Here is a 24,782-nt window from a genome sequence, read left to right on the forward strand (position 1 = left end):
ATGCAAACAAAGGACCGCACCGATGCGGTGGAAGCGTACTCCCGCCTGTTCAGGCTCGACGGCCGCAGGGCTGTCGTGGTGGGCGCGGGCAGCGGAATCGGCCGCGAGAGCGCCCTGGCCCTCGCCGCGCACGGCGCCACGGTGGTGTGCGCCGACCTCGACCTGACGGCGGCCAAGGCGTCGGCGTCGATGGGGCCGGGCCTTTCGGCGTACGCCCTCGACGTGCTCGACGGCGAGGCGGTCGCGCATGCAGCTGAGGAGCTCGGACCCGTCGACGTGCTCGTCTTCACCGCCGCGACGAACGTGCGCAAGCGCCTGCTCGACTACACGGCGGAGGAATTCGAGCGGGTCGTGGCGCTCAATCTGCGCGCATCCTTCGACCTGGTGCGCGCATTCGGCCGTGGCATGGCCGAACGCGGCAGGGGAAGCATCATCGGCTTCAGCTCGATTCGCGCGGTGGCCGTCGAGCCGGGACAGGGTGTGTACGCGGCCACGAAGGCCGGCCTCGTCCAGCTGCTGCGGACCGCGGCGGCCGAGCTGGGCCCGTCGGGCGTGCGGGTGAACGCCGTCGCCCCGGGCATGGTGGACACCCCGCTGACCGCGCAGATCAGAGCTGTGCCGGAATGGTCGGAGGCCTATGCGGCCAAGAGCGCCCTGGGCCGCTGGTCCCGGGCCGACGAGCTGGCCGGCGCCGTCGTCTACCTCGCATCGGACGCGTCATCCTTCGTCACGGGGAGCCAGCTTTTCGTGGACGGAGGCTGGACAGCGATCGACGGACGCTATACGCCGCCCAACTGACTGGACGTCGGGCAGGCCCTGCCCACCGATCCGGGGTGGTTCACCCCGGAAGGGAGCCAGGAGCCGTAACAGTCAAGGCCGCCTCCGCTCATCGGCGGAGGCGGCCTTCGACGCGCGCGAGTCAGTCGATTCGCTCGAAGGGTTCCTCGTCTTCTTCGTCCGGCGCGACCGTGAAGACGACCTTCTCGAACTCTCCAGTGAACGCGAACTCGCCGTCATAGCTGGGTGAGGAGGGCGACAGGGTGTCCCGGCCGATGTCGAGGCCCTGCCACCCCAGGAAGTGCGGGAGGACCCGGGGAATGGCCCCGTTGCCGACCGGCTTTCCTGACACGTACAGGTTCCCAACGCCCCGCATGTCACCGGTTTTGACGAATTCGAAGGTCAACTCCGCCGGGCCGATGGGGAGTTCTTCCTCCGAGGTCACCTCGTATCGGGTGCCGAGGAAGTTGTACTCGTAGACCAGCCGGTTGTCCTTGACGTACAGGACGTATCCGCTGCTGATGTTGCCCAGGGACACCAGGACACCCTCGTCCGACGCGGCGGCCCGGTCGACGAACGCGGTGATGCGGTGCGCGCGGTTCATCACCGGTGGCACCGCGGCGCCGGGCAGATGCGCCATGCCGGGGTAGTAGGTGAAGGTGGTGCGCTTGCGCGGAGAGCCGGGACGCGGAATCTTCGCCCGGTAGGCGAATCCTTGGTCGTCCAGCGGCAGCACATCGTACTTTCCTGCTTCCACCCAGAAGCGGGAGACCATCTTCTGCAGTTGCTCGGGCCGCTCCTGCGCCAGGTCGTTGCACTCCGAGAAGTCGGTGTCGTGGTGGTAGAGCTCCCACTGGTCCGCGTCGAAGGACGTTCCGCGTTGGTGGTAGGCGACGGCCTTCCAGCCGTCGTGCCAGATCGCGCGGTGCCCGAACATCTCGAAGTACTGGGCTTCTTTGCGCGTCGGCGCGGTCGGCGAGCCGAAGGTGTAGGCCATGCTCACACCGTGGATCGGCAGTTGCGGGATGCCGTTGTAGACCGCGGGAGCCTCTAGGCCGAGCAGTTCGAAAAGGGTCGGGGCGATGTCGTTGACATGGTGGAACTGCTGCCTGATCTCGCCGGTGCGCGGCAGCCCCCGCGGCCAGTTCACGATGAGCGGGCAGCGGACGCCGCCTTCGTGGGTGTTCTGCTTGTAGCGCTTGAACGGCGTGTTGCCCGCCTGTGCCCAGCCCCATGGGTAGTTGGAATGAGCGCGTGTGGTGCCGATGTCATCGATCCGCGCGACCATCTCCTCGAAGTCCTCGGGTACGCCGTTCTGAAACGCGGTGGGGTTGAGTGAACCCTTCTGCCCGCCTTCCTGGCTGGCCCCGTTGTCCGAGAGCAGGATGGTGATGGTGTTCTCCATCTGGCCTACCTGCTCCAGGAACTCCATGAGTCTGCCGATGTGGTGGTCGGTGTGGTCGACCATCGCCGCATAGGCCTCCTGGAGGCGTGCGGACAGTTTCTCCTCGTCGTCCGACAGATCGTCCCAGGGAACGACGCCGGGGTTGTGCGGCGCCAGTTCGGTGCCGGGCGGCAGGATGCCCCGTTCGATCTGGCGGGCGTGCCGGGTGGCGCGCTCGGCGTCCCAGCCGTGGTCGAACTGGCCCCGGTACTTCTCCAGGTACTCCTTGGGAGCCTGGTGCGGGGCGTGGGCCGCGCCGAACGCCAGGTACATGAAGAAGGGCTTGTCCGGAGTGACCGACGTCTGGTCCCTGACGAATTCGATCGCCCGGTCGACCAGGTCCTCACTGAGGTGATAGCCCTCTTCCGGGCTCTTGGGCGGATCCACGGCGTGGTTGTCGTAGAACAGCTCCGGATAGAAGCTGTCCGTCTCGGCTTCCAGGAATCCGTAGTAGCGCTCGAACCCGCGGCCCAGCGGCCACTGGGTGTACGGCCCGGACGCGGTGGTCTCCTCCATCGGCGCCAGGTGCCACTTGCCCACGGCCATGGTGTTGAAGCCGCTGTCACGCAGCACCTCAGGCAGTGTCGCGGCGGCCTTGGTGATCCGTCCACGACCGCTGGGGAAGCCGGTGTCGAAGTTGGACAGCATGCGCATGCCGACGGAGTGGTGGTTCCGGCCGGTCAGCAGGGAGGCGCGGGTCGGCGAGCACAGCGTTGTGGTGTGGAAGTTCGCGTAGCGAAGGCCGTCGGCGGCGAGGGCGTCCATGGCCGGGGTGTCGATGTCCGAGCCGAAGCAGCCGAGGTCGGAGAAACCGACGTCGTCGAGCACGATGACCACGACATTGGGCGTGTCCTCGGGAAGCGCCTGCTGATCGGGCCACCACGGAGTCGACTCCTCGTAGGTCGTGCCGATCTTGCCTTGGAAAGTACCGCTCGCGGACGGCGGATGCGGAGAGGCGTTGGTCATCCAGGACGCTCCTTTTGCATGGACTTTCGAACGTGCGCTGTGCCGACGGTGGCCTCCGCACTCAAGACGTCTGCTGGGCGGCGCAGCGGTCGGGCGGGCAGGCGGAATCCGAAGGCTTGGCGCGACCGGCAGACCCCTGGAGCTTCCGAGGAAGGCTCCCAGCCAACTGGTCGTTAACTGGTCTTACCAGTAGCCTGAGTTAAAGTCTGACCGGCCGTCATTCCCGTGTCAACCACAGCTGCCCCACGCCCGTACGTCCATCGTCAGGCGGCGGTTGGCCTGCCGACCGGCCCCCACCAGGGACCATCACCCCCAATCCACCGCAGCCGCGACCCCCGAGGCGAGGGCGGAGGCGGTCGCCCGAGCGGTGCGTCAGCGTGACCGGGGCAGGTCCGCCGCGCAGCGGAACCCCATGTGCCCGGTGCTGCTGTCGGGTGTGTTGGAGGTGCGCGCGGCGACGCGGTAGCGGTTGCAGTACGACGCATGGCACAGGTAGGAGCCGCCGCGGATCACCTTTGCCTCCCCCGTGGGAGGTCCGGCCGGGTCCTCGCGGGTCTCCGGGCGGTCGGCCGCGTGCCATGTGGTGCTCCACCAGTCGGAGCACCATTCCCACACATTGCCCGATGTGTTGTACAGCCCGAAGTTGTTGGGCCTGTAGGTCTTGACCGGCGCGGTTCCCAGATACCCGTCCTCGCCAGTGTTGACCTGCGGGAACTTCCCCTGCCAGATGTTGCAGCGGTGCTGCCCCCGGGGCTGGAGCTCGTCCCCCCAGGGGAAGCGGGAGCGTTCCAGACCGCCACGCGCCGCCATCTCCCACTCCGCCTCCGTGGGCAATCGCTTGCCCGCCCATGCCGCGTAGGCGGACGCGTCGCGCCAGGAGACATGGACGACAGGGTGGTTCGACAGATCGGTCCATGACGACCCTGGCCCGTAAGGGGCCCGCCAGCACGCCCCATCGACCGCGAGCCACCAGGGCGCCTGCGCCACCGTGCCGTCGCGCACCAGATGCCGGGCGTCAGGGTGGACGAGTGCGTAGAACACAAAGGACCAGCCGTAGCGCTCGGCATCGGTCCGGTAACCGCTGCGGCGCACGAACGTCGCGAACTGCCTGTTGGTGACGGTGGTCGCGTCGATGAGGAACGGCGACAGCCGCACCGCCCGGACCGGGCCTTCACCGTCCTCGGGAAACGCGTCGGCGTCGTCACCTCCCATCAAGAACGTCCCTCCGGGGATGCGCAGCATGGCGCGCATCCCCTGCACCCGGTCCCGCTCCGAGGCCTGGAGCCGCACGGCGGACGGCTCGGGGATCTCCTGGTCGCCCCCTGACGCGGGGGCGCAACATGCGCCTGACATCGCTCCTCCGACCGCGGCGGCTGTTCCTCACCCGACACCGCACATTCGCCCGCGGGTCCGAGAGTACGGCCCGCCGCGCGTTCCCCGACCGGCGGCCGGGACGGGCGCCCGTTTTGGGCCGTGCCCGGCCTCGGGCCAAGGCGTCGAGAGCCAGGCAGGAACGGCCTCACAGGGACGGCAAGTTCGGTCCGTCGCAGTGGTCGTCCCACCCGGAGAGCAGCGGGTCGCCCATCATGCGTACCACCGCTGGCCGCGGCCGCGTCTACCGACGGTGCGGCTGCCGAGACGCCCACCGCCGCCAGCGCGGAGCGCACTCCCCCAAGAATGCGCTCGGCACTACGTCGAAGACCTGAACAACCACACTGCGCCGTACAGCGCAGTCAAAGCTGTACGCCGCCCGCTGCACCACTGCCGGGGCCACCAAGGGGGCCCGATGCGGAGGTACTCGCCTCGTGCGCGCTCGGTGGCGCGCCGAGCATGGCTTTCTGGCCGCTCGGGCGGACGTACACTCGGCACATGAGTCGCACACGTGCCGTGAGGGATAGCCTGCAGCAGGCTACCTGTCGGCTGTGCCCGGCTGCCGTGGGACCGGCTGCCGTGGGCCCGGCGACCGCAGCTGACGATGAGGCGCCCGAGAGTGGCCGTATCGCGCTGCACGGCCACGGCTAGCGATTCTCCGCGCCCTCACCAGGGCGGGGCCTGGCCTCGCTCGGCTCGCTGTTCTTGTAAACACACCGCAGGCAACACGGCAGGACTTCTGCTGCCGGCCTGAGCCGCCGCATCCGGTTCTGATCGGACGCGTCCGCGACACCTGCGCACCCGCTCAACGGCACCACCGCAGCTTCCGGCGCGCCGCCGGGGCTGCCTCCTGGCGACGGCCGCACGACGGCCCGAGCCACCTTCGAAGGGATCACTGTGAAGCTGAGCGAGTTGCTGGCCGGGCAGGAGCACCACGTTCTGCAGGGCGACCCGGCGAGGACGTGGATCACCGCCGGAACCACCTTCGACGCCGGCCGGGTAACGCCCGGTTCGCTGTTCATCGCCGTGCCCGGCCACCGTGAAGGCGGCCCCGACTCGGTGGCACCTGCCCTCGCATGCGGCGCGGCGGCGGTACTCGTCGACGCCGCGACGCCGGCACCTGAGGCGTCGGTGTGGGCGTCGGCACCGGACGTGTGCGTCGTACGGGTGCCGGACACCCGGACAGCGGCCGCAGTCGTCACCTCCCGCTATTTCGGTGAGCCGGGGCGGCACATGGACATGGTGGCGATCACCGGCACCAACGGCAAGACGTCGGTGTCGTACATGGTCGAGTCGGTCCTGCGGATTTCCGAGGGCGCGAAGGTGGGAGTCATCGGGACCGCTGGCAGCCGGATCGGCGACGAGCTGATCCCGATGCCGAGGTCGGTGCTGACCACGCCGGAGTCGCCGGACCTGCAGTACCTGCTGGGGTGCATGCGCGACCGCGGAGTCGGCAGCGCGGTACTGGAAGCCACGTCCATGGCGCTGCTGACACACCGGGTCGACCGTACGTTCATCGACGTCGGCGTGTTCACCAACCTGACGCAGGATCACCTGGACGATCACGGAACGATGGCAAACTACCGGGACGCCAAGCTGCGTCTGTTCCAGGGCTTGTGCAGTCGCGCTGTGGTCAACGCCGACGACCCGGTGGGCGCCAGGATCCAGGCGATGATGCCGGGCACGGTGACCACGTACGCCCTGGACGCCGAGGCGGACTACCGGGCCACCGACCTCTCCGTGGACGCCTCCGGCACGCGTTTCATCCTGCACCACGACGGCCGCAAGTATCCGGCGGCGATCCCCATTCCGGGCCGCTTCTCGGTGGCCAACGCGCTGGCCACCGTGGCAGCCTGCCACCTTCTGGGCCACGATCTGGGCAGGCTGGTCGCCGCCCTCGACCGGATGCCTGCGATCCCGGGTCGGTTCGAGCGCTTCCAGACGCCGCGCGGCACGTCGGTGATCGTGGACTACGCCCACTCACCGGACTCCCTGGACAAGGTCCTCACCACCATCCGGGACTTCGCACGCGGCCAGGTCATCACCGTCTTCGGCTGCGGCGGGGACCGCGACACCACCAAGCGGACGGACATGGGCAGGATCGCCGGAACCCACTCCGACCTGTGCGTCCTCACCTCGGACAACCCCCGCAACGAAGACCCCCAGGCCATCCTGGACCAGATCGCCCCCGGCATCGCGGCGACCGGCACACCGTTCGAACGGTTCACCGACCGCCGTCAGGCTGTCGCTTTCGCTCTCTCCGCCGCGGGCCCGGACGACATCGTCCTGATCGCCGGCAAGGGCAGCGAGCCCCATCAGATCATCGGCGACAAACTGCTCCCCTTCAGCGACATGGCAACCGTGCTCGAACTCGCCCGGGCATAGCGGGCCCTGCCGCCTCAAACACGGACCGCCCGCGCCATACTCGGCCCGAAAGCGCACTCGCCGGTCCTTACTGCCCTACCGCGGAAGTGCACCAATTCGGTGGTCAGATCGCTGTCCTCCAGCATCAGCTTGCCGAAGACAGACACGCCCCCTGTATTGCAGTACAGCCGGATGATCGCCTGCGTGCCACAGCTGCAACCGGCGGCCGACAGGCACGACGAGTGGCAATCAAGCGCGCCACTACCTGTCCGAAGGGTCTATGGCCCAACCTGCGGTGCTGGCGATATGGCCGCGATCGACAGCGGCGAGTGGACACCGACGATCAACCTCAAAGCACCGACCGCAAGCACCACAGCCAGACCTGCCCGGCATCAGAAACCCGCGCGGCCTGAGACCGGACGCCGGGAATCCACGGGTTTGCCATCACGCCGCCATCACGTGCCGCACGAAAGCAACCAGCGGGCCTGCCGTTTCCGGCAGACCCGCTGATGAACACCGTCGGGACGACAGGATTTGAACCTGCGACCCCTTGACCCCCAGTCAGGTGGGGTCTGAGCGGCGTGCGACGGGTCGTTCTTCGAGGTCAGTGTCCAGCGTACTCGGCCGAGTAAAGGAGTCCGTGTGTTCAGGCCTCCGCCGGTCAGCCTCGTCGACTCACGCACCGCCTTCCTCTCGTCGAGGGAACCGCAGCGAACTCTGCTTTTCCACCCTCTCGCTTCGGCCAAGAGCCAGCAAGTCGGAGCATGCATGCGGTCCTTGCGCTCTGAGCGTGACTCTGGCCAACGTGGCGTCGAGACCCACCTGCCGGTGCGAATCGTTCAAGGGAACGTCTTCGTCGAGCGCCCTGACCTCCCAGCGCCGAGTGCCCTCGACACCCCTCCGAGGTGAAGCGTTCCCGGATTGGTAAACGCTCTACGCGTTGACTCCAGCTCCGAGTTTGGGCTGCTCCGGGCTCGCCTGCCCTGCACAGCGTGGTGCGTACCTGCCTCGCCCGCGATCCCCACCTCCGCTACCAGAAGCCGCAGGACTTCCTCGCAGAGCTTGAGGCGACACCGGAGTTCCGGGCAGAGTCGGTGCCACGGGTGGTGCCGGACGCAGGGTGATGTGCGGCCGCGTGCAATGGCGCCATCACAGTCGGCGCGGCTCAGCGCCGCCCGCTGAGGCCTCGGTCCGCTCCTGGCCGTGGGGTTGATGCGGCAGGGCGCGGGCGCTCTTGCCTCGAGTGGCGTGCACACTCCGCCACGGCACTCTCAGGTCGACCTGCTCCAGCACCATGTAGCCGCGGGGCCGGACGTCGGCCCTGTCGTTCGGATCAGCCCGGGCGTGAGGTGCGGCGCCTCTCGACCGCCCTGACCCTGCGACGCCGGGATGATCCAGCCGAGAGGGCCTAGCCCAGATACCGGGCCACCGCCTCTTCGATCCCCGCCGCGTCCGCACCCTCCGCCGCCCAGGCCACGTATCCGTCGGGCCGTACCAGGACGGTCGTCCGGCGGTCGCCCGCCCAGCGCTCCACGGTCAGCCACCCCTCACGGACACCGGGGCCTTCGTACGTCCCGGGCGTGATCAGCACGAACCGGCCGCCGCGCAGCGCCTCGTAGAGCCGGCCGTCCTTCAGAGCGACGTCGGGGACGCGGGTGCCGGTGAGGCGGTGGGCGCCGCGGGGGGTGGGGTAGGCGTAGCCGATCCCGGTGATCTGACCCAGGGCCTTGCGCTGGACGGGCGGGGCCATGTCGACGAACGCGGAGAAAAGGGCGCGGGCGGCACGCAGCAGCGGATTCCGCGCGCGGGCCAGCCGGACCAGTCCGCCACTGCTGCGCAGCACCGCCCTGCCGACCGGGTGGCGCTCGGCCTCGTAGCTGTCGAGCAGCCCTTCGGGCGCCCGGCCCTGGACGGCCGCGGCGAGCTTCCAGCTCAGGTTTGCGGCGTCCTGGAGGCCGGTGTTCATGCCCTGCCCGCCGGCCGGGGAGTGGGTGTGCGCGGCGTCCCCGGCGAGGAAGACCCGCCCGACCCGGTAGTGCGGTGCCTGGCGCTCGTCACTGTGGAAACGGGAGAGCCAGCGGGCGTCGTGCATGCCGTAGTCGGCGCCCAGGGCACGGCGGGTGATCTCCTTGACCTCGTCGAGGTCGAGCGGGGCGTCGTCGGAGACCTCGTTGCGGCGGTTCCAGCCCATGACCCGGTACCAGCCGTCGCCGAAGGAGGCGATCATCGCGAAGGCGTCGCCGCGGCCGTTGACGGTGAGGACGCCTTCGGGCTTCTCGGCCAGCCGGACATCGGCCAGGATCAGCGACTTGATGACGGAGACACCGGGGAAGTCCAGGCCGATCGCCTCCCGCACGGCGCTCCGGTGACCGTCGGCGCCGACGACATAGGCCGCCCGGTGGGTGACGACCGCCCCGTCCGCGCCGCGCACGTCGAGGTCGACCCCTTCGTCGTCCTGCCGCAGCCCCACGACCTCGCTCTCGTACGCGAACTCGACCCCAGCGTCCCGGGCCCGCCGCTCCAGGAGCCGCTCGACCTCGTACTGCGGGGTGATGAGCAGGAACGGGAAACGTGAGGGCAGCGTGCTCAGATCGAGGGAGAGGCGGCGGAAGAGCCGCAGGCCGGTGATGGTGTCGCCGGTGGTGAGGAGTTCGTCGGCGAGGCCGCGGGCGTCGAGCTGCTCCAGGGTGCGGGCGTGCACCCCGAAGGCGCGGGAGAAGTTGCTGATCTTGCGCGGCCGCTTCTCGACGAGGGTCACGGTGACGCCGGCTGTGGCGAGGTCACCGGCGAGGAGGAGGCCGGTGGGGCCGGAGCCGACGACGATCACGGTGCGGTGGGTGGCGGTGCCGTTCATGGTGGCCTCCTGTTGCCAACGCTTGCTTGCCATCGCCTATTGCCAACGAATGTTGGCCAACGCTCGTTGACGAAGATAGCGAGGCGCCAAGGAGGGTGTCAACAGTCGTTTGCAAACAACTGTTGGCGAACGCTTGTTGACCTACGCCCGTTGGCCTACGCTTGTTGGCATGAACGGCAGCGACAGCACCTCCACGGTTCCCGGCTCCGGCGCCCCCCGCCGCTCCGACGCCACTCGCGGCGCGATCCTCGCGGCGGCCCGCGAGCGCTTCGCGACCGACGGCTACGAGCGAGCCACCATCCGCGCCATCGCCAAGGACGCGAACATCGATCCGTCGATGGTGATGCGGTACTACCGCAACAAGGAGGGCCTCTTCGCGGCGGCCGTCGCCATCGACCTGCGGCTGCCGGACGTGAGCGGGGCGGACCGCCGGCAGGACGCGGGGCGGATCCTCGTCGAGCACTTCCTCGACATGTGGGAGAACAACGAGGTCCTCACCGCCCTGCTGCGGGTCGGCGTGACCAACCAGGCCGGGGCGGAGCGCATGCAGGGCATCCTGCGGGACCAGCTGCTGCCGGTCGCCCGTCAGGTGTGCCCCGACCCCGAGCAGGTCCCCGCACGGGCGGCACTCATGGCGTCGCAGCTGCTGGGGCTGGCGCTCACGCGGTACGTGCTGCGGATGCCGCCGGCGGTGGGGCTGGCGCGGGCGGAGATCGTGGCATGGCTGGCACCGACGATCCAGCGGTACCTGACCGCGCCGAGTCCCTGAGGCTTGCCGAGCACTCGTATCCGCAGGGCCACGGGACCGGTAGGGCGCTGGAAGGCCGCCCCGTACATGAGACCCGCCGGGCGCCGAGAAACCCGGGCCCAGGAGGCCGGCCGAGCGCCGAGAACCCGCCGAGCCCCTGACACGCCTAGGCGGTCTCGTTGGATCATCGGCCAGACCAGAGGAAGATGCCTGCGATGTGGAGTCCGGCCAGGTAGATGGTGGCGGTCTTCTCGTAGCGTGTGGCGATGCCTCGCCACTGCTTCAGGCGGTTGATGCACCGCTCGACGGTGTTGCGCTGCTTGTATGCCTCCCGGTCGAAGGCCGGTGGCCGGCCGCCTTGGCTGCCCCGTCGCAGCCGGTGTCCGCGCTGGTCAGCGGGGACGGGGATCACTGCCCGGATGCCGCGCTTGCGCAGGTGCTCGCGGATCGCGCGGGAAGAGTACGCCTTATCCGCCAGAACCACGTCCGGTCTGGTGCGTGGCCGTCCTCGGCGGCGGGGAACCCGCAGGCGGGCCATGACGTCCGTGAAGGCAGGTGCGTCGCCGACCTGGCCTGCGGTCAGGACTAACGCGAGAGGCCGGCAGCGGTCGTCGGCAGCAAGATCCACATCCTCACTGGTCAGAGCAATGCCGGTTACTTAGCGTGTTACCGCAGGTGGCGGGGGTTGGGGAGCGAGTCTGTAAGGGCTCTAGCTCTGTGAACTCTGCCCCGTTTTGGGTGGTTGTCCGGCGAAAGCCCCACGCGGCAACGGAGTTCCCCATAGACAGGAGATCGACCAAGATCCTTCTGTCGCACGAGGAACTCCGTTGGATGCTCAGTGTCGCACCCTGCCCGCAACAACCAGGCAGCATGACCGGATACGGCGACGGACCGGCCGTAAGCGGTATCTGTCGGCTTCGAGGCGACGGGCCAGGGCGCCGGTGTCGGTGCTGTCCCGAGCTGTCCTCCCGGCGGTGGTGGGAGGGACGGTCGTGTCAGCGCCGCTGGAAGGCGCGGTTCAGGACGTCGAGGGTGACCGCCACCCCGAGCCGGCGTCCGTGCTCGGAGGCGAAGCGGTAATGCACGCCGGCCCAGATTCGCGCCTCCAGGAGTTCGGCTGTCGCCGCCTGAAGGCTGTCGTAGTGGCGGGTCGTGCCGGAGGCGGGGCTGTACGCGGCGAACGTGAGGTCGTCACGGCCGAAGAACGACCCCAGGGCCGTCATGACCGCCGTGGTGAAGCAGGCGTGGCCCGACGGGTACTCCGGCGACGGGGCGGTGACCCGCAGCGGCGTCCAGTCCGGGTCGGGATCGGTGGCCGCGTTGCCGTCGGTGCCGGCGAGCTGAATGGCCGTCACTGGGCGCCAGAAGTTCCAGTGCGCCTTGGCCTTGTAGCAGGCGATCAGGGTGTCGGCGGAGGCCACGTACACCATGGCGAGCAGCCGGGCCGTCCGGAGGCTGCTGAGGCGGTGCGCGTCGGCGAGTTGCCGGGTGATCGACCATTCGACCATCCGGGGGTCGTCCCACCAGATCGCCGCCTCGGTCTGGTCCTCGGTGCGGACGGTGCTGGTGGCCGCGCCGAGGCTCTTGGCCTCGTTCAGGTCGCGGGCCCAGGCGGCGCCGGTCAGGGCCGGCGGGGGCTTGACCCGGTAGGCGCCGGCGTCGGGGACGACGAACGGCTTCAGGTTCGGCACCCAGGCGCCGACGTTGACGTAGCCGGGCGGGGTGAGCCGGTATTCGCCCGGCTCGGTGCCGACGGTCCACGGCGCGGTGGGGTCGAAGCCGTCGTCACGGCGGCTCTCGGTCATCGCCGCGGCGGCGGCCCTGCCGACGGCCACCCCGCCGTCCTCGGCGCGGCCGTCGGGGATCGCGGCCAGCGCCTCGTCGTACCGGGCGTTCAGCGACTCGGCCTGCCCGGGGAAGAGCCACAGCAGCGTGTCGTGGGCGGCCGCGGCCACCGCCGCGGCGGTGGAGTCCCCGGGGCGGCTGCGGGGCGCGCTGACCAGGGGCTCGTACGGACGGCCGGCGACGGCGTTGACCGCGTCGTACACGGCGCCCTGCACGATGGCGAAGCTGCGGGTGCTGGTGGTGGGCGACTGCTTGGCGGTGTCGTAAATGGCGGTCTGGGCGTGGATGTTCCAGGCGATGACGGGATTGCCCGGGGCGGCCTCCACGCCGCTGTGCGCCTCGGCGGTGGTGGCCGTCAGTGGGACGGTCAGGGCGAGTACGGTGAGGACCGCGATACGGCGTAACCCTCTGAATGATCCGGCGAGCGGGCGTTGTGTCACGAGACCCCCCATGGGCTTGTCGGTGACAGATTGTCCGAGCCTATAGGCGGGGGTCAGTTTTGTCGTTACATCGACAATCATCGACAATCCGACGGGGTTCACACCCGGATGTCCGTCGCCTCGGCGACGAATGCGCGGGCTCCGGCCGGGAGCACTCGGCCGGAGCGCCCTCCGGGCGGGCCGGTCGGCCGTGGTGGCGAGGTCGGTCGCCGGGACGGAGGGCACGGGCAGGAAGTCCGGGCGCCTCTGGGCGCGGTCGGCGCGAAGCGAAGGCGGAGAGCAGGGGGGCGATGCGCAGACGCAGAACGGCTGACTCGGCGCCTGCCACGACGACGGACAGCACGTCGCTGCCGGCAGCATGCGCCAGGAAGGGGGCCAGGTTCCACCGATCCATCCAGCCGTCTCGTACGCCGCCCGGTCGGCGGTGTCGCAGCCGTTCGGCAGTTCGACCGCCGGCAAGGAGTCGGCGGCTGGGTGCCGGAGGTGGTGGCCGCGTTGGCCGTGAGGCCGGCCGAGCGGCCCGACCTCCGGCACGCGCGCATTTCCTTCTGGCTGTACTCCGGCGTCGACCCGGCGGAGTGTGCTCGCCGGGCGGGACAGAGCGTCGAGGTGCTCTTCCGGCACCATGCGAAGTTCCTGGGCGGTGTGAGGTAACACGCCAACCGGCTGTGTCGGTGTGAGGTCTCAGGACTTCCTTGACGGTTTGTCGTCAGGAGATCCTTGACGGTCCTTCTGGGTGCCCATGCCTTTGACGTAGAGCCTGGTGATCGGTCCGGGGTTCTTGCGGGGGCGGACAGCGAGTTCGTCCTCTGCGTGCAGGATCCGGTAGTGGGTGTCCTCGATGACGACGGTGACGATCTTTCCCGCATGGCGCGGGCCGAGCTTGATGAACTGGCCGTTGATCATGAAGCGTCCGCTTGCATGCACCTTGCGCTGGGCCCGGATGGCACCGGTCGGCAGGGGCGGAGGCGGCAGCGGTGACGTCGCCGTCCGTGCCCCGTGGACCTGCCCCAGGCGGTTGGCGCTCCCTCTCCATACCCGCGATGAAGGCCATCCGACGAGCTGCGCTGAGCGAAGACGAACGCCTGGACGCCCTCGGCCGACTGCTGACCGACCCGGACATACCGAAGAACCTCCCCGTCGCCGGCGTCATCGTGCTCCTCTACGCACAACCCCTCACCCGGATCGTCCGGCTCACCGTCGACGATGTGGTGCACGACGGAGAAGCAATACTGCTCCGGCTCGGGGAACCAGCCTCGCCCATCCCCGAGCTGGCCGCTTCCCTGCTGCTGGACTACATCGCCGACCGCGACCACATGAACACCGCCACCAATCAGGCATCCCTCTGGCTGTTCCCCGGACGCCGGGCCAGCCAGCCCTTCCGCCCCGACCACCTGTCCGCACTCCTCAACAAGATCGGCGTCCCGGTGGCTGCCGCTGGCGGCGCCGCCATCCGACAACAACTCCTTGAGATGCCCGCTCCCGTCGTCGCGGACGCGCTCGGCTACCACGACAAGACCACCACCCGGCTGCTCAACGAGACCGGTGGGACATGGAGCCGATACGCCCCTGGAGATCACGGAAAGTCACTGCCACGATCAACAGCACTGACAGCACACGACAGTTGAGCACGACTGCCCTCTGTCATCTGCCAGTCGCGGCTCCCACGCTCCGGCTCGGACTCACTTGATGAAAACCGCCCGCGCAATCTCATCGGGGGCGGCGCTCGCCTCCGCGACCAGTTCCCCGTCGGCGGACCAGATGCCCGAACGGCCGGACGTGCGGTCGAAGCCGCCACCGGTCGGACCCGCGAAGGCCGCCGTGGCGACCCACACACCGTGGTCGGCGGCGACCCGGCGGGCGCGCTCGCCGTGGACCTCGGCCTCGTGATCGGCGTGGACGACCCCAGCCACATACCCGTCGATGCCCAGCGCGGCCGTCTTCGCGGCGTGCTCGGGGACACCCGTGTCGCGGCAGACGGCGAGCCCCAGCCGCCACCCGTCCACTTCGATCACCGCGGGCTCCCCGGGCACAAAGTGAGCGGCCTCGCTGCCGTGCAGGTACACCTTCCCATAGGCCACCCGTGCGCCGTCTCCGTCCACAGCCAGGATGCCGATGCGCGGACCCGGCACAGGCGCGCCGACCAGGGCAAGCGTCCCGGTCTCGGCGCACGCGGCGACGATCGGAGCCAGCCGTTCATCGTCCGGGGAGACCGGCTCCGCGTCCAGCTCGTATCCCGTCAGCGACATCTCGGGGAAGACCACCACCCGCGCCTCCGCCGCCCGAACGGCCTGCGCGTGGGCCACCGCGTTGGACGTCACGTCGAAAGCGATGCACCTTGGCTGCGCCACCGCGATGCTCAACGGCTGCTCCACCCCGACTCCCCTCACCGAATCGCGCGATCACCCTACAGAGCGGCCACACAGCGAGCCGTTGCGCACCTGCCGCACAAGCCTGCCGTCTTCCACCAGCACATCACCGCTTACCCGGACGCAACACTCCTCGACCTCGTCACCCAAAGCCACTCCGCCGACCTCATGACGCACGACCCACGTTGCATCTCAGCGGTCAGGAGCTAGTCGCGCTGCCTCGCGCCGTGAAATCTGCGGTGCAGGTCGCGGACCTCCGTCACCAGTTCCGGGACCGGCCCCTCAACGACCACCCCGGGAGCGACCTCGTTGACTGGCAGGGGGCGCACTGGAGGCGCGGGAACCCCCAACTCGCCAAGCCATGTGGCGAGCTGCTCGGAAGAGGCCACGTACACGATGCGGCCGAGACCAACCCAGGCGTGCGCAGCCGCGCACATCGGGCAGTGCTCGCCGGAGGTGTAGACAGTCGCGGCCGTCCGCTGCTCGGGCGTCAGGTGTGCGGCGGACCAGCGGGCCAGCTCGAACTCAGGGTGCCGGGTGTGGTCTCCGGAGGCCACCTCGTTGTGCCCCTCAGCGAGCACCGAGCCATCCGCGCCCACCAGCACCGAACCGAACGGCTCGTCCCCTTTCGCCAGTGCCTCGGCTGCCAGCTCCACACAGCGGCGCAGGTACGGCAGTTGGGCGTCCGTCGCCATGGCGTACGGTCCTCCTCACATCACGATCTTCGGGCGCAGCATATGTCCGGCTGCGGTGACCGGGAAGGTGCACCGGCGTGGGCATCACCGGCGCTTAGGGAGCGAACTAGGCTCGGAGTGACCCCGAAGGCCGCTGGATCCGGGGCGGTCTCCCATGATGACCAGCGCAACGTCTGTGTGCACTCGATGACTCGCGCATGCGCGACGAGTGCTGAGGGACTCTGCAACGGCACGCTGGGCGACCACTGGCGTGCTCATGCCCTCGATATGCAGGAGTTAAGCCCCGCGGGTTCAGTCGGCCAACGGCGTTCCTGCTCCCGGCAACGCCTCGCTGAACTGGACACGCACGAGGCGAGCCCGCACCCTACGGTGCGCGTCGTTGTGTTCCTCTTCGCCCTTCAGCAGCGGTCGTCCGAGGCGTCAGGTGCTGGATCAACCGCTAATTGCTGTCGGCAAATTGGCAGGTCAGGACCTACTAAAGAACTGCTAAGCAGCTACTGACCTCGCAGGAACCGTCCAGTTCGGCATGACGCCCGTTCCCTCGTATGCCTCAGAGGCGGGATGGCCCGGAACACTCGACCGCCGGTGGCACCGTGCACCGTCTCCGGTCACCACGCGACCGGCCATACTCCTAGCGCGCTACAGCCCGGATCCCGCTCTCGACCTCCGGCACGCTTCCTGCGCGCAGGACGGCGACCAGTGCGCGGGATCGTGCGGCGCCGATATGCAGGCGCTTGCGAAGTGTCTCCGCAGAGATCGGCCGCCGGCGGGTCTGCCAGTGCCGGGCGTCTTCCGCCCGAGCTCGCTCGAGAAGATCACCGCCGCCGTCTCCCAAGATGCCCGGTTCGACTGGTTGGACGCTGCGCGGTCGCCCTCCGGTGGGACCGGAGCTGCCACGCGGCAATGTCGGCGCGTCGTCAGCGACGGCACGCAAACCGTTGATGGCCTGCAGTAGACCGGGGCCGATCTCGGCCCAACCGATCAGCAGCAGCGGCCCCACGGCGTCGAAGGCCGCCCGCCCGTACGCGCCCACGAGCAGCGGCTCGGTGACGTTGAGGGCCAGGGTGAGCAGACTGGCCAGGAGCAGCAGTCTGAGGGCCGGGCGCAGCGTCTTCGGAGTAGCCCCATAGAGGGTGAGGTAGCGGATCGCCAGCAGCAGCGCCAGGACGGACAGGTCCACGGCGGGTGCGACGAGTGGGGCCACCCAGGCGGATACACCCAGCCGCAGGGCCAGCGTCCATACGTTGCCGAAGCCGAAGAGGAAGGCCAGGCCCACCACTGCTCCCGCGATCACGGTGACAGCACGGAAGGCAAGTTGCTGCTCGCGCACGGTGCCCGGCCGCCCAGGCGTTACTCGGGGCTCAGACATGGTCGCCGACCCCGATCCGCTGGTGGGTTTCCTGGGCGCGTTCGGCGGCGGCGCTGGCGCCATAGCGGCGCGGCATCTCCTGCGACGTCCAGCCGAGCAGCAGCATCAGGTCGCCGGTGTCGGCGTCGGCGCGCTTCCATTCATGGGCGAAGGTGTGCCGCCACCGGTGGGCGTGCAGTTTGACCAGGCCGGCCGCGAGGCCCCGCCGCTTGAGCATGATCTTGATGCCGTTGGGGGCCAGCGGTCGGACCCCTCGCTCGGCCAGCCACAGCTCCGGCAGGTCGGCCGCCTTGTGCTTGGCGCGGGCCCGCAGGTAGCGGCTGGCGGCCCGCGCGGTCTTCGGCCCGAACCGCACACGGCGGTCTTTGCTGCCCTTGCCGTGATAGTGCACGGATTCCGTGGTCAGATCGATGTCGTCGAGCATCAGGTTGCCGACCTCGGACAAGCGCGCTCCGGTGTTGCAGTACAGGCGGATGATCGCCTCGTCCCGCAGCTGGACGAACTGCTTGCCCCGGCAGGTGCCGAGGACCTTCGTGGTCTCGTCGTCACGGATGACCGGGACCAGCTTCTACGGCGTCTTCGGCTGCCGGACGCGCTCCATCGGCGACCGGTCGATCCCGCCCTCATCCAGCATCAGCCACTTGAAGAACTGCTGCAGCCCCTTGTGCTTGTTGAGCGCCGTGGATGCCGACCGCGTCTCGATCATCCACGCCTGGAACGCCTCCACGTGCGCCCGCGTGACCTCGACCGGATCCTCGGCCGCCGCGTCGGCGTCCGGATCCGGCGAGTACTCCCCCAGATAGCGGCCCAACTGGGCGGCCGCCAGCAGATAGTTGTACCGGGTGGTCTCCGGATAGTTCCCCGACCGCAGTGAGCGGTCCCAGTCCCGCCGGAACCCCGACCAGGTCGTCGACAGCCCCGCAGTGATCTTGTCCAGGTTCAGCAGCGGCATCCTCGCAAACCTCCGAGTAAAGGCGCCGATGAGCGGCGTGCTCAACCTCGAAGATCGGAAACGACCCATACGAAAAGGGCCCTCACAGGCTCTCGCCTGCGAAGACCCTTCGCACTGTCGGGACGACAGGATTTGAACCTGCGACCCCTTGACCCCCAGTCAAGTGCGCTACCAAGCTGCGCCACGTCCCGATGCCCGCTGACCTGGGATTTCCCTGATCGAACGTGCATGGAAACAATACCGCACTCGGACCGGTGGTCGCGCACTCCTTTTGCGCCGGGCGACACCACTTGACCTCAATCTTGCTTGAGGTTGCACGATCGTCGGCATGACCAAGACAGCGGAACGGCAACATACGTACGAGGACCTCTCCGAGCTGCTGAGCCTGATGAGCGGGGATGAGAAGCACGGGCCCGCAGCCACGTCCACCCTTGACGCGCTCTGGGTGCTCTACGACCGAGTCCTGCGGGTCACGCCGGAGCGGATGGACGATCCGGAACGCGACCGGTTCCTGCTCTCCAAGGGGCATGGCCCGATGGCGTACTACGCGGTGCTCGCCGCCAAGGGTTTCGTACCGGTGGAGTGGCTGCCGGGGTTCGGCTCGTACGCCTCGCCCCTCGGCCACCATCCGGACCGAGTGCTGGTGCCGGGAGCCGAGATCGGCAGCGGTTCGCTCGGGCACGGACTGCCGATCGCGGTCGGGACGGCGCTGGGGCTGCGGGCCCAGGGGCTGCACGAGCCCGCCGTGTGGGTACTGGTCGGGGACGCCGAACTGGACGAGGGCAGCAACCACGAGGCGATCGCGTACGCCGGGCCTGCCGGGCTCGACCGGCTGCACACCGTGGTGATCGACAACTCCTCCGCCAGCCATGCCCTGCCGGGCGGGATCGCCGCGCGGTTCGAGGCCGCGGGCTGGTCCGTCGAGGGCGTCGACGGCCGGGACCACGAGGCGCTGTACGAAGCGTTCACCGCGCCGCATCCCGGTCGGCCCCGGGTGATCATCGCCCAGGTCGAACCCAAGTCCGCCTGAGATCCAGACCCTCAACCAGTACCACTGGATCCCTCAACCACCACCCTCAGATCCCTCAACCAACTTCGGAAGGGCAATTCCGACATGGACACCATGCGTGACCGCTTCGCCCCCGTAGTCTCGCGGCTGCTCGACGAGGACCCGCGCGTCGCGGTGGTCCTCGCCGAGATCGGTATGGCCGATTTCAACGAGACCCGGAGCCGGCATCCGGACCGAGTGATCAACGTCGGTATCCGTGAGCAGCTGCTGGTCGGAGCGGGTGCCGGCCTGGCGCTGACCGGGCTGCGGCCCGTAGTGCACACCTTCGCGAGCTTCCTGGTCGAGCGGCCCTTCGAGCAGGTCAAGCTGGATCTCGGGCATCAGGGCGTGGGCGCCGTGCTGGTCAGCGCCGCCGCGTCCTTCGACTGGCCCGCGGGCGGGTACACCCATATGGCACCCGGCGATGTGGCGCTGCTCGACACACTCGACGGCTGGACCGTACATGTCCCTGGTCACCCGGACGAGGCGGAGAGGCTGCTGCGGCACGCGGTCGCGGCGGGCGACGACAAGGTCTACGTACGGCTGTCGGTGCAGTCCAATGCGGAGGCCCTGCCGGTCGACGGATCGCGGTTTCTGACCGTTCGCGAGGGGCGCGCCGGTGTCGTCCTCGCCGTCGGGCCGACGCTGGACGCGGTGCTCTCGGCCACCGAGGGGCTCGATGTCACCGTGTTGTACGCGACGACCGTACGGCCCTTCGACGCGGCCACGCTGCGCCGAGCCGCCGAGACGGCCGGCACCGATGTCGTCCTCGTCGAGCCATACCTGGCCGGTACTTCGACGTCCGCCGCGAACGACGCCCTCGCGGACCTTCCGCACCGGGTCCTCGGCCTCGGCGTCGGCCGCCGTGAGCTGCGCCGATACGGGCAGATCGACGAGCACGTGGCCGCACACGGGCTGGACGCGGCTTCCCTGCGGGAGCGGATCGGACAGTTCCTGAGGGCCGGAGCGGGCGCCCAGTCGTGATCGGTCCCGACAACACCCTCAGTCGGCCGCCGGAAGGCCCAACTCCGGGTAGGAGTCAAGAAGTCGGGACGGCGCGGCCTGGCGCCAGGAGTCCGCGAGGATGTCCCGCAGCTCGTCGTCGTCCTCGAGGGCGGCGAGCCGGACGCGCACCCAGGCGAAGCCCGCCTCATGGTCGGCGATCCAGAACTTCCCCGGCTCCGCCAGGACGAGTTCGTCGCGCTCCTCCTTCGGGCAGCGCACGGCGATGGACGTCTCCTCCTCGGGCAGTGTGGCGAACATCTTCCCCGCGACCCGGAAGGTGGGCATGCTCCACGCGATCTTCTCCGTCGTGTCCGGCAGGGAGAGGGCAATACGGCGTACATCTTCTGCTTCCGGCATGACTCGCACCGTAGCCAATCCCACTGACATTCACCTGCTCAGCCGAGTTCAAGCCAAGGCCAACGCCTCTGCCCGCTCAATTGATCTATCCGCGGCATCCAGCCGTATCCCTCCTCGGAACCCTCAAAACGACCGGCGACCCAAGGAGTCAGGACTCTTACATGCCCGCACCGCATCTGGCCCTGCCACCCACCGACCGCGTCCTGTCGCCGCTCACCGGCTGGACGCGGGCGCACTGGGAGGCGCTCGCCGACCGGCAGTTGGAGGCGCTGGTTCCCTATGCGACGCCGGGACTGGCGCAGTACCGGCTGCCCGGCAGAACCTCCTGGTCGGGTGTGGTGTCGGACGGGCTTGAAGGGTTCGCACGGTCATTTCTGCTGGCCTCTTTCCGGATCGCGGGAGCGCGCGGCGAGGTGGATCCCCGTCTCATAGAACGGTACGCGCGGGGTCTGACAACGGGCACGGACCGCGACAGCGGCGAAGCCTGGCCCGAACTCACCGACTGCTCCCAGCAGATGGCCGAGGCCGCCCTGATCGCCGTGGGACTGCACGAGACCCGCCCCTGGATCTGGGACCGCCTGGACGGCGAGGTGCGGGAGCGGGTCGTCGACTGGCTGTGGGGGTTCGTGGGCCGTCGTACCTGGAACAACCACTGGCGGCTGTACCAGGTGGTGGCCGAGCAGTTCCTGGCCTCGGTCGGCGCACCGTACCGGCAGGACGACATCGACGCCGGGCTCGACCGTATCGAGGACTGGTATGTCGGCGACGGCTGGTACAGCGACGGCGAGGGGCGCGCCTTCGACTACTACAACGGCTGGGCCATGCACCTGTACCCGCTGCTGTGGTCCCGGATGACGGGCGGCGAGGGCGGTGGCCGCGGCCGGGTCTACCGGGACCGGCTCGCCCAATTCCTCGCCGTCTACCCGCAGTTCTTCGGTGCGGATGGCGCACCGGTGATCCATGGGCGCTCCCTGACGTACCGTTTCGCCACCACGGCCCCGGTGTGGCTGGGCGCCCTCGCAGGCTGCACCCCGCTGGCGCCGGGGCTCACCCGCCGGCTGGCCTCCGGCGCGGTCAGCCACTTCGTCGAGCGCGGGGTGCCCGACGAGCGAGGACTGCTTCCGCTCGGCTGGTACGGCACGTTCCTGCCGATGACGCAGCCGTACTCGGGGCCCGCGTCACCGTACTGGGCGAGCAAAGGTTTCCTCGGGCTGCTGCTGCCCGCGGACCACCCGGTGTGGACGGAGCGTGAACTGCCGCTCCCCGTCGAGGAGTCGGACCAGTACACCGCGCTCCCGGCGCCGGGCTGGCTGCTGCACGGCACGAAGCACGACGGCATCGTCCGCCTGGTCAACCACGGCAGCGACCACAACTCCCCCGACCGGCCTCCCGAGGACGATCCGCACTACGCGAAGTTCGGGTACTCCTCGGCCACCGCTCCCGAGTCGGGAGCGCACGCCTGGGAGCGCACCATGGACGGACACATCGCGCTCCTCGCCCCGGACGGCACCGCCTCCCGTCGGCGCCTGATCCTTCCGCTGCACTGCTCCGGACGTACGGCGGCGTCCCGCTACCTCGCTCAACTGCCGGGCAACGACACCGAGTTCCCGATCGAGACGACGAGTGTGCTGCGCGGTCCGTGGGAGATCCGCGTACACCGGGTGCGGGCTCCGGCCGGTGTGGCGGTGCGGGAGGGCGGTTACGCGGTCGCCGCCGAGGCCCGGCCCACGGCGGAGCGGGGCTCCGGATGGGCGCTGGCGCGGACCGCGGACGGGCTGACCAGTGTGGTCGTCGCGCTGCACGGCTGGGACGAGGACGCGGGCATCGCGCGCGAGGTGGAGGCCAACGCCCTGGGCCCGCATTCGGCGACACCGTACGTGCGGTGTGCGGCCGGTCGCCCGGGAGGCAGCGGTGTGTACGTCACGCTGCTTGTGCTGACCCGGGACGCCGTGCATCCCCAGGCGCTGCGGGAGTCGGTGTCCTGCGCGGTGGAGGAGCACGAAGTCCGGATCACCTTCCCCGAAGGGGACACCGTTTCCGTTTCCGTATGAAGGCCCCTCCTGCTGACAGCCCCTCCTACTGATGGCCCCCCGAGGCCTGAACGCATCACCACCGCGTACGCCCGCCCCCTCAGAACCCGCCACTCTCCCGAAGCTCGATCCGCTCGACGAGTTCCGCCGCCATCGCCTTGATGGTGTCCAGGCCCGCCCTCCCCCAGGGCCTCGGCTCGATGTCCTCGACGCACACCGTGCCGAGCACGATGCCCGTGCGGTCGATGAGCGGGGCGCCCAGATAGGAGCAGATACCGATCTCGTCGACGACCGGATTCCCGGCGAACCGCGGATAGTCGCGGACGTCCTCCAGGGCCAGCGCCTTCCCCCGGACCACCACATGAGGGCAGAAGCCGTGGTCGCGGGCCATGTGGCGACCGAACCGGTACTCCGTACCGTCCGCGGCGACGATCACGGCCGGCCGCCCACCCGAGCCCGCCCCCATGCCCATGCCGTCCGGAGTATGCAGCCCCGCGAAGAACTGCCCGTTCTCGTCAATGAAGTTGACCATCGCGTACGGCACCGCGGCGAGCTCCGCGAGTCGGTCCGCGAAGGCGTCGAAGGCCGGCTCGGCCCGCTCCCCCAGACCGAGACGGCGCAGCCGCCGCGTCCGGGCGGGGGCCTCCTTGTCCTCGGGGGTGAGCAGCAGCCGACCGGCCAGGCGCGGCGGGTCGTACCTCATGTGCGGGCTCCGTAACTGGGGGCGCGGGTGGGTGCGTGGGCGAGCAGATGGCGGACGAGGGTCAACAGGGTCTGCACCCCTGAGCTGGAGATCCGTGCGTCGCAGCGCACGATGGGGATCTCCGGGTCGAGGTCGATGGCCGCCCGCACCTCTTCCGGGTCATAGCGGTAGGCACCGTCGAACTCGTTGACGGCGACGATGAACCCCAGGCCGCGCTGCTCGAAGAAGTCGACGGCGGCAAAGCATTCCTCCAGGCGGCGGGTGTCGGCGAGGATGACCGCGCCGAGCGCGCCCTCGCAGAGCTCGTCCCACATGAACCAGAACCGCTCCTGTCCCGGCGTACCGAACAGATACAGCACATGTTCCGGATCGAGCGTGATACGCCCGAAGTCCATCGCGACGGTCGTCTCGACCTTGTTCTCGATGCCGTCGAGGTTGTCGGTCGAGGCGCTGACCGTGGTGAGCAACTCCTCCGTACTCAGCGGCGCGATCTCGCTCACCGCGCCGACAAAGGTGGTCTTGCCTACCCCGAACCCTCCCGCCACCAGGATCTTCAGTGCGGTGGGGAAGGGGTCAGAGCTGTCGTCGTAGTCCATCGAGCACTGCCTCCAGAAGAGACCTGTCAGTCGGGATGTGGTGGAAGGCCGGGGGCTTCGTCGTCAGCGCCCCGCAGTCGACGAGGTCGGCCAGCAGCACCTTCGTGACCGCCGCCGGCAGCTTCAGATGTGCGGCCACCTCGGCGACCGAGACGGGCACCCGGCACAGTTCGAGCGCCTGGTTGTGCTCGGGGCCGAGGTAACCGAGCGGGGTTGCTCCGGTGGCCCGCATCTGCGACAGAAGATCGAGCGCGGTACTGGGCCGGGTCCGGCCGTTGCTGACCGTGTAGGGGCGTACGAGGCGTCCGGCCGCGTCATCGAGCCAGGGCCCGTCCCCGGCCGCGGTCACGCTCAAGGCCTCATCGCCGAGGGCTCGACGGCGGACTGCCTGGGCGCGGTCATCAGATACGGGCGGACGCTCTTGACCAGCATGGCCATCTCGTATCCGAGCACGGCCGCGTCGGCCTCGCGTCCGGCGAGCACGGCGAGACAGGTGCCGGAGCCCGCGGTGGACACGAACAGCAGGGTGGAGTCGAGTTCGACGACGACCTGGCGCACGTCACCACCGTCCCCGAAGCGGACGCCCGCGCTGCGTCCCAGGGAGTACAGCCCGGAGGCGAGGGCCGCCATGTGGTCGGCACTGTCGGGGTCGAGGCCATGGACCGACTTCACCAACCCGTCGCAGGAGAGCAGCACCGCGCTTCTGGTGTGCGGGACGCGCTGCACCAGGCCGCTCATCAGCCAGTCGAGATCGGATACATGGGCGGTCGGCACATCGCTCGCCATGGGGGATCGACTCCTTGAAGTACGTACGTCTGTGGGAGCGGAGGTGTGAGTGGACGTGGAAGT

The 24,782-nt window shown here is 69.3% G+C and carries 24 protein-coding genes, 1 tRNA gene and 1 pseudogene; 9 read left to right on the forward strand and 17 right to left on the reverse strand.

All coding sequences use genetic code 11. The annotated features are described in order from the left end of the window. The gene (locus tag ACGFNK_RS37265) at positions 1-798 is read left to right on the forward strand and encodes an SDR family NAD(P)-dependent oxidoreductase (protein WP_393423316.1); all 798 of its coding nucleotides are present in this window, start codon (positions 1-3) and stop codon (positions 796-798) included. A 121-nt stretch (positions 799-919) separates the two neighbouring features. Here ACGFNK_RS37265 and ACGFNK_RS37270 read toward each other — a convergent pair whose 3' ends face one another. Further along, positions 920-3,187, reverse strand: coding sequence for an arylsulfatase (locus ACGFNK_RS37270; protein WP_393423251.1), 2,268 nt, complete (start codon positions 3,185-3,187; stop codon positions 920-922). A gap of 372 nt (positions 3,188-3,559) precedes the next feature. After that, positions 3,560-4,540 carry a formylglycine-generating enzyme family protein gene (locus ACGFNK_RS37275; protein ID WP_393423253.1) on the reverse strand — a complete coding sequence of 327 codons (981 nt, stop codon included), beginning with the start codon at positions 4,538-4,540 and terminating at the stop codon, positions 3,560-3,562. Positions 4,541-5,455: 915 nt separating this feature from the next. On the opposite strand from ACGFNK_RS37275, the gene ACGFNK_RS37280 reads away from it, so the two are divergent. Both ACGFNK_RS37280 and ACGFNK_RS37285 read left to right on the forward strand, forming a co-directional pair. Then, positions 5,456-6,943 carry a UDP-N-acetylmuramoyl-L-alanyl-D-glutamate--2,6-diaminopimelate ligase gene (locus tag ACGFNK_RS37280; RefSeq protein WP_393423255.1) on the forward strand — a complete coding sequence of 496 codons (1,488 nt, stop codon included), beginning with the start codon at positions 5,456-5,458 and terminating at the stop codon, positions 6,941-6,943. A 971-nt stretch (positions 6,944-7,914) separates the two neighbouring features. Continuing rightward, a complete protein-coding gene (locus tag ACGFNK_RS37285) occupies positions 7,915-8,046 on the forward strand; it encodes a hypothetical protein (protein WP_393423257.1) in 132 nt (43 codons plus the stop codon). A gap of 284 nt (positions 8,047-8,330) precedes the next feature. Here ACGFNK_RS37285 and ACGFNK_RS37290 read toward each other — a convergent pair whose 3' ends face one another. Continuing rightward, complete coding sequence (locus ACGFNK_RS37290; RefSeq protein WP_393423259.1) at positions 8,331-9,776, reverse strand: FAD-dependent monooxygenase; 1,446 nt, start codon at positions 9,774-9,776, stop codon at positions 8,331-8,333. 169 nt (positions 9,777-9,945) lie between these two features. Here ACGFNK_RS37290 and ACGFNK_RS37295 point away from each other — a divergent pair, with 169 nt between their 5' ends. Continuing rightward, positions 9,946-10,545, forward strand: coding sequence for a TetR family transcriptional regulator (locus tag ACGFNK_RS37295; protein ID WP_119102998.1), 600 nt, complete (start codon positions 9,946-9,948; stop codon positions 10,543-10,545). 163 nt (positions 10,546-10,708) lie between these two features. Here ACGFNK_RS37295 and ACGFNK_RS37300 read toward each other — a convergent pair. Next, positions 10,709-11,161 (reverse strand): annotated as a pseudogene (locus tag ACGFNK_RS37300) (IS5 family transposase); the annotation flags it as partial. A gap of 358 nt (positions 11,162-11,519) precedes the next feature. Then, positions 11,520-12,809 (reverse strand): vanadium-dependent haloperoxidase, encoded by a 1,290-nt coding sequence (locus ACGFNK_RS37305; protein WP_393423261.1) that lies wholly within the window; start codon positions 12,807-12,809, stop codon positions 11,520-11,522. Positions 12,810-13,283: 474 nt separating this feature from the next. On the opposite strand from ACGFNK_RS37305, the gene ACGFNK_RS37310 reads away from it, so the two are divergent. Next, positions 13,284-13,463 (forward strand): hypothetical protein, encoded by a 180-nt coding sequence (locus ACGFNK_RS37310; RefSeq protein WP_393423263.1) that lies wholly within the window; start codon positions 13,284-13,286, stop codon positions 13,461-13,463. A 30-nt stretch (positions 13,464-13,493) separates the two neighbouring features. Here the strand turns inward: ACGFNK_RS37310 and ACGFNK_RS37315 are convergent, their stop codons facing one another. Then, entirely contained in the window at positions 13,494-13,715 is a 222-nt protein-coding gene (locus tag ACGFNK_RS37315) for a hypothetical protein (RefSeq protein WP_393423265.1), read from the reverse strand. Between the two features lie 137 nt (positions 13,716-13,852). Here ACGFNK_RS37315 and ACGFNK_RS37320 point away from each other — a divergent pair, with 137 nt between their 5' ends. Next, the gene (locus ACGFNK_RS37320; RefSeq protein ID WP_393423267.1) at positions 13,853-14,437 is read left to right on the forward strand and encodes a hypothetical protein; all 585 of its coding nucleotides are present in this window, start codon (positions 13,853-13,855) and stop codon (positions 14,435-14,437) included. Between the two features lie 54 nt (positions 14,438-14,491). On the opposite strand, the gene ACGFNK_RS37325 is transcribed toward ACGFNK_RS37320, so the two are convergent. The 6 genes from ACGFNK_RS37325 to ACGFNK_RS37350 form a co-directional block, all read right to left on the reverse strand. Continuing rightward, complete coding sequence (locus ACGFNK_RS37325; RefSeq protein WP_393423269.1) at positions 14,492-15,199, reverse strand: carbon-nitrogen hydrolase family protein; 708 nt, start codon at positions 15,197-15,199, stop codon at positions 14,492-14,494. Between the two features lie 185 nt (positions 15,200-15,384). Then, complete coding sequence (locus ACGFNK_RS37330) at positions 15,385-15,873, reverse strand: nucleoside deaminase (protein ID WP_393423271.1); 489 nt, start codon at positions 15,871-15,873, stop codon at positions 15,385-15,387. Positions 15,874-16,504: 631 nt separating this feature from the next. Beyond that, a complete protein-coding gene (locus ACGFNK_RS37335) occupies positions 16,505-17,242 on the reverse strand; it encodes a SpdA protein (RefSeq protein WP_393423273.1) in 738 nt (245 codons plus the stop codon). After that, complete coding sequence (locus ACGFNK_RS37340; protein WP_393423318.1) at positions 17,235-17,807, reverse strand: tyrosine-type recombinase/integrase; 573 nt, start codon at positions 17,805-17,807, stop codon at positions 17,235-17,237. Before ACGFNK_RS37340 ends, ACGFNK_RS37335 begins: the two co-directional genes overlap by 8 nt. Positions 17,808-17,810: 3 nt before the next feature. Further along, on the reverse strand, positions 17,811-18,194 hold the full coding sequence (locus tag ACGFNK_RS37345; protein WP_393423275.1) for a phage integrase N-terminal SAM-like domain-containing protein: 384 nt from the start codon (positions 18,192-18,194) through the stop codon (positions 17,811-17,813). Positions 18,195-18,311: 117 nt separating this feature from the next. Further along, a tRNA-Pro gene (locus tag ACGFNK_RS37350) sits at positions 18,312-18,385 on the reverse strand. 137 nt (positions 18,386-18,522) lie between these two features. Between ACGFNK_RS37350 and ACGFNK_RS37355 the strand changes: the two genes are divergently transcribed. Both ACGFNK_RS37355 and ACGFNK_RS37360 read left to right on the forward strand, forming a co-directional pair. Beyond that, positions 18,523-19,224 carry a transketolase gene (locus tag ACGFNK_RS37355; RefSeq protein ID WP_393423277.1) on the forward strand — a complete coding sequence of 234 codons (702 nt, stop codon included), beginning with the start codon at positions 18,523-18,525 and terminating at the stop codon, positions 19,222-19,224. Positions 19,225-19,308: 84 nt separating this feature from the next. Next, on the forward strand, positions 19,309-20,226 hold the full coding sequence (locus ACGFNK_RS37360) for a transketolase family protein (protein ID WP_393423279.1): 918 nt from the start codon (positions 19,309-19,311) through the stop codon (positions 20,224-20,226). Between the two features lie 18 nt (positions 20,227-20,244). Here the strand turns inward: ACGFNK_RS37360 and ACGFNK_RS37365 are convergent, their stop codons facing one another. Next, complete coding sequence (locus tag ACGFNK_RS37365; RefSeq protein ID WP_386342149.1) at positions 20,245-20,604, reverse strand: MmcQ/YjbR family DNA-binding protein; 360 nt, start codon at positions 20,602-20,604, stop codon at positions 20,245-20,247. Positions 20,605-20,765: 161 nt separating this feature from the next. Here ACGFNK_RS37365 and ACGFNK_RS37370 point away from each other — a divergent pair, with 161 nt between their 5' ends. After that, positions 20,766-22,655, forward strand: coding sequence for a DUF2264 domain-containing protein (locus tag ACGFNK_RS37370; RefSeq protein WP_393423281.1), 1,890 nt, complete (start codon positions 20,766-20,768; stop codon positions 22,653-22,655). Positions 22,656-22,734: 79 nt separating this feature from the next. On the opposite strand, the gene ACGFNK_RS37375 is transcribed toward ACGFNK_RS37370, so the two are convergent. From ACGFNK_RS37375 to ACGFNK_RS37390, 4 genes are read right to left on the reverse strand one after another with little or no spacing between them, the layout of a single operon-like run. Continuing rightward, a complete protein-coding gene (locus ACGFNK_RS37375) occupies positions 22,735-23,337 on the reverse strand; it encodes a GAF domain-containing protein (protein ID WP_393423283.1) in 603 nt (200 codons plus the stop codon). Beyond that, entirely contained in the window at positions 23,334-23,933 is a 600-nt protein-coding gene (locus ACGFNK_RS37380; protein WP_388684025.1) for an ATP/GTP-binding protein, read from the reverse strand. The genes ACGFNK_RS37375 and ACGFNK_RS37380 overlap by 4 nt, the downstream gene beginning before the upstream one ends. Further along, entirely contained in the window at positions 23,911-24,282 is a 372-nt protein-coding gene (locus ACGFNK_RS37385; protein WP_344396048.1) for a DUF742 domain-containing protein, read from the reverse strand. The genes ACGFNK_RS37380 and ACGFNK_RS37385 overlap by 23 nt, the downstream gene beginning before the upstream one ends. A gap of 2 nt (positions 24,283-24,284) precedes the next feature. Next, positions 24,285-24,719: a roadblock/LC7 domain-containing protein gene (locus ACGFNK_RS37390; RefSeq protein ID WP_344396047.1), complete on the reverse strand. Its 435-nt coding sequence runs from the start codon at positions 24,717-24,719 to the stop codon at positions 24,285-24,287. Positions 24,720-24,782: the final 63 nt, after the last annotated feature.

The sequence above is a fragment of the Streptomyces sp. NPDC048825 genome (genome assembly GCF_043198355.1).
In the GTDB taxonomy this organism is placed as follows: domain Bacteria; phylum Actinomycetota; class Actinomycetes; order Streptomycetales; family Streptomycetaceae; genus Streptomyces; species Streptomyces xiangluensis.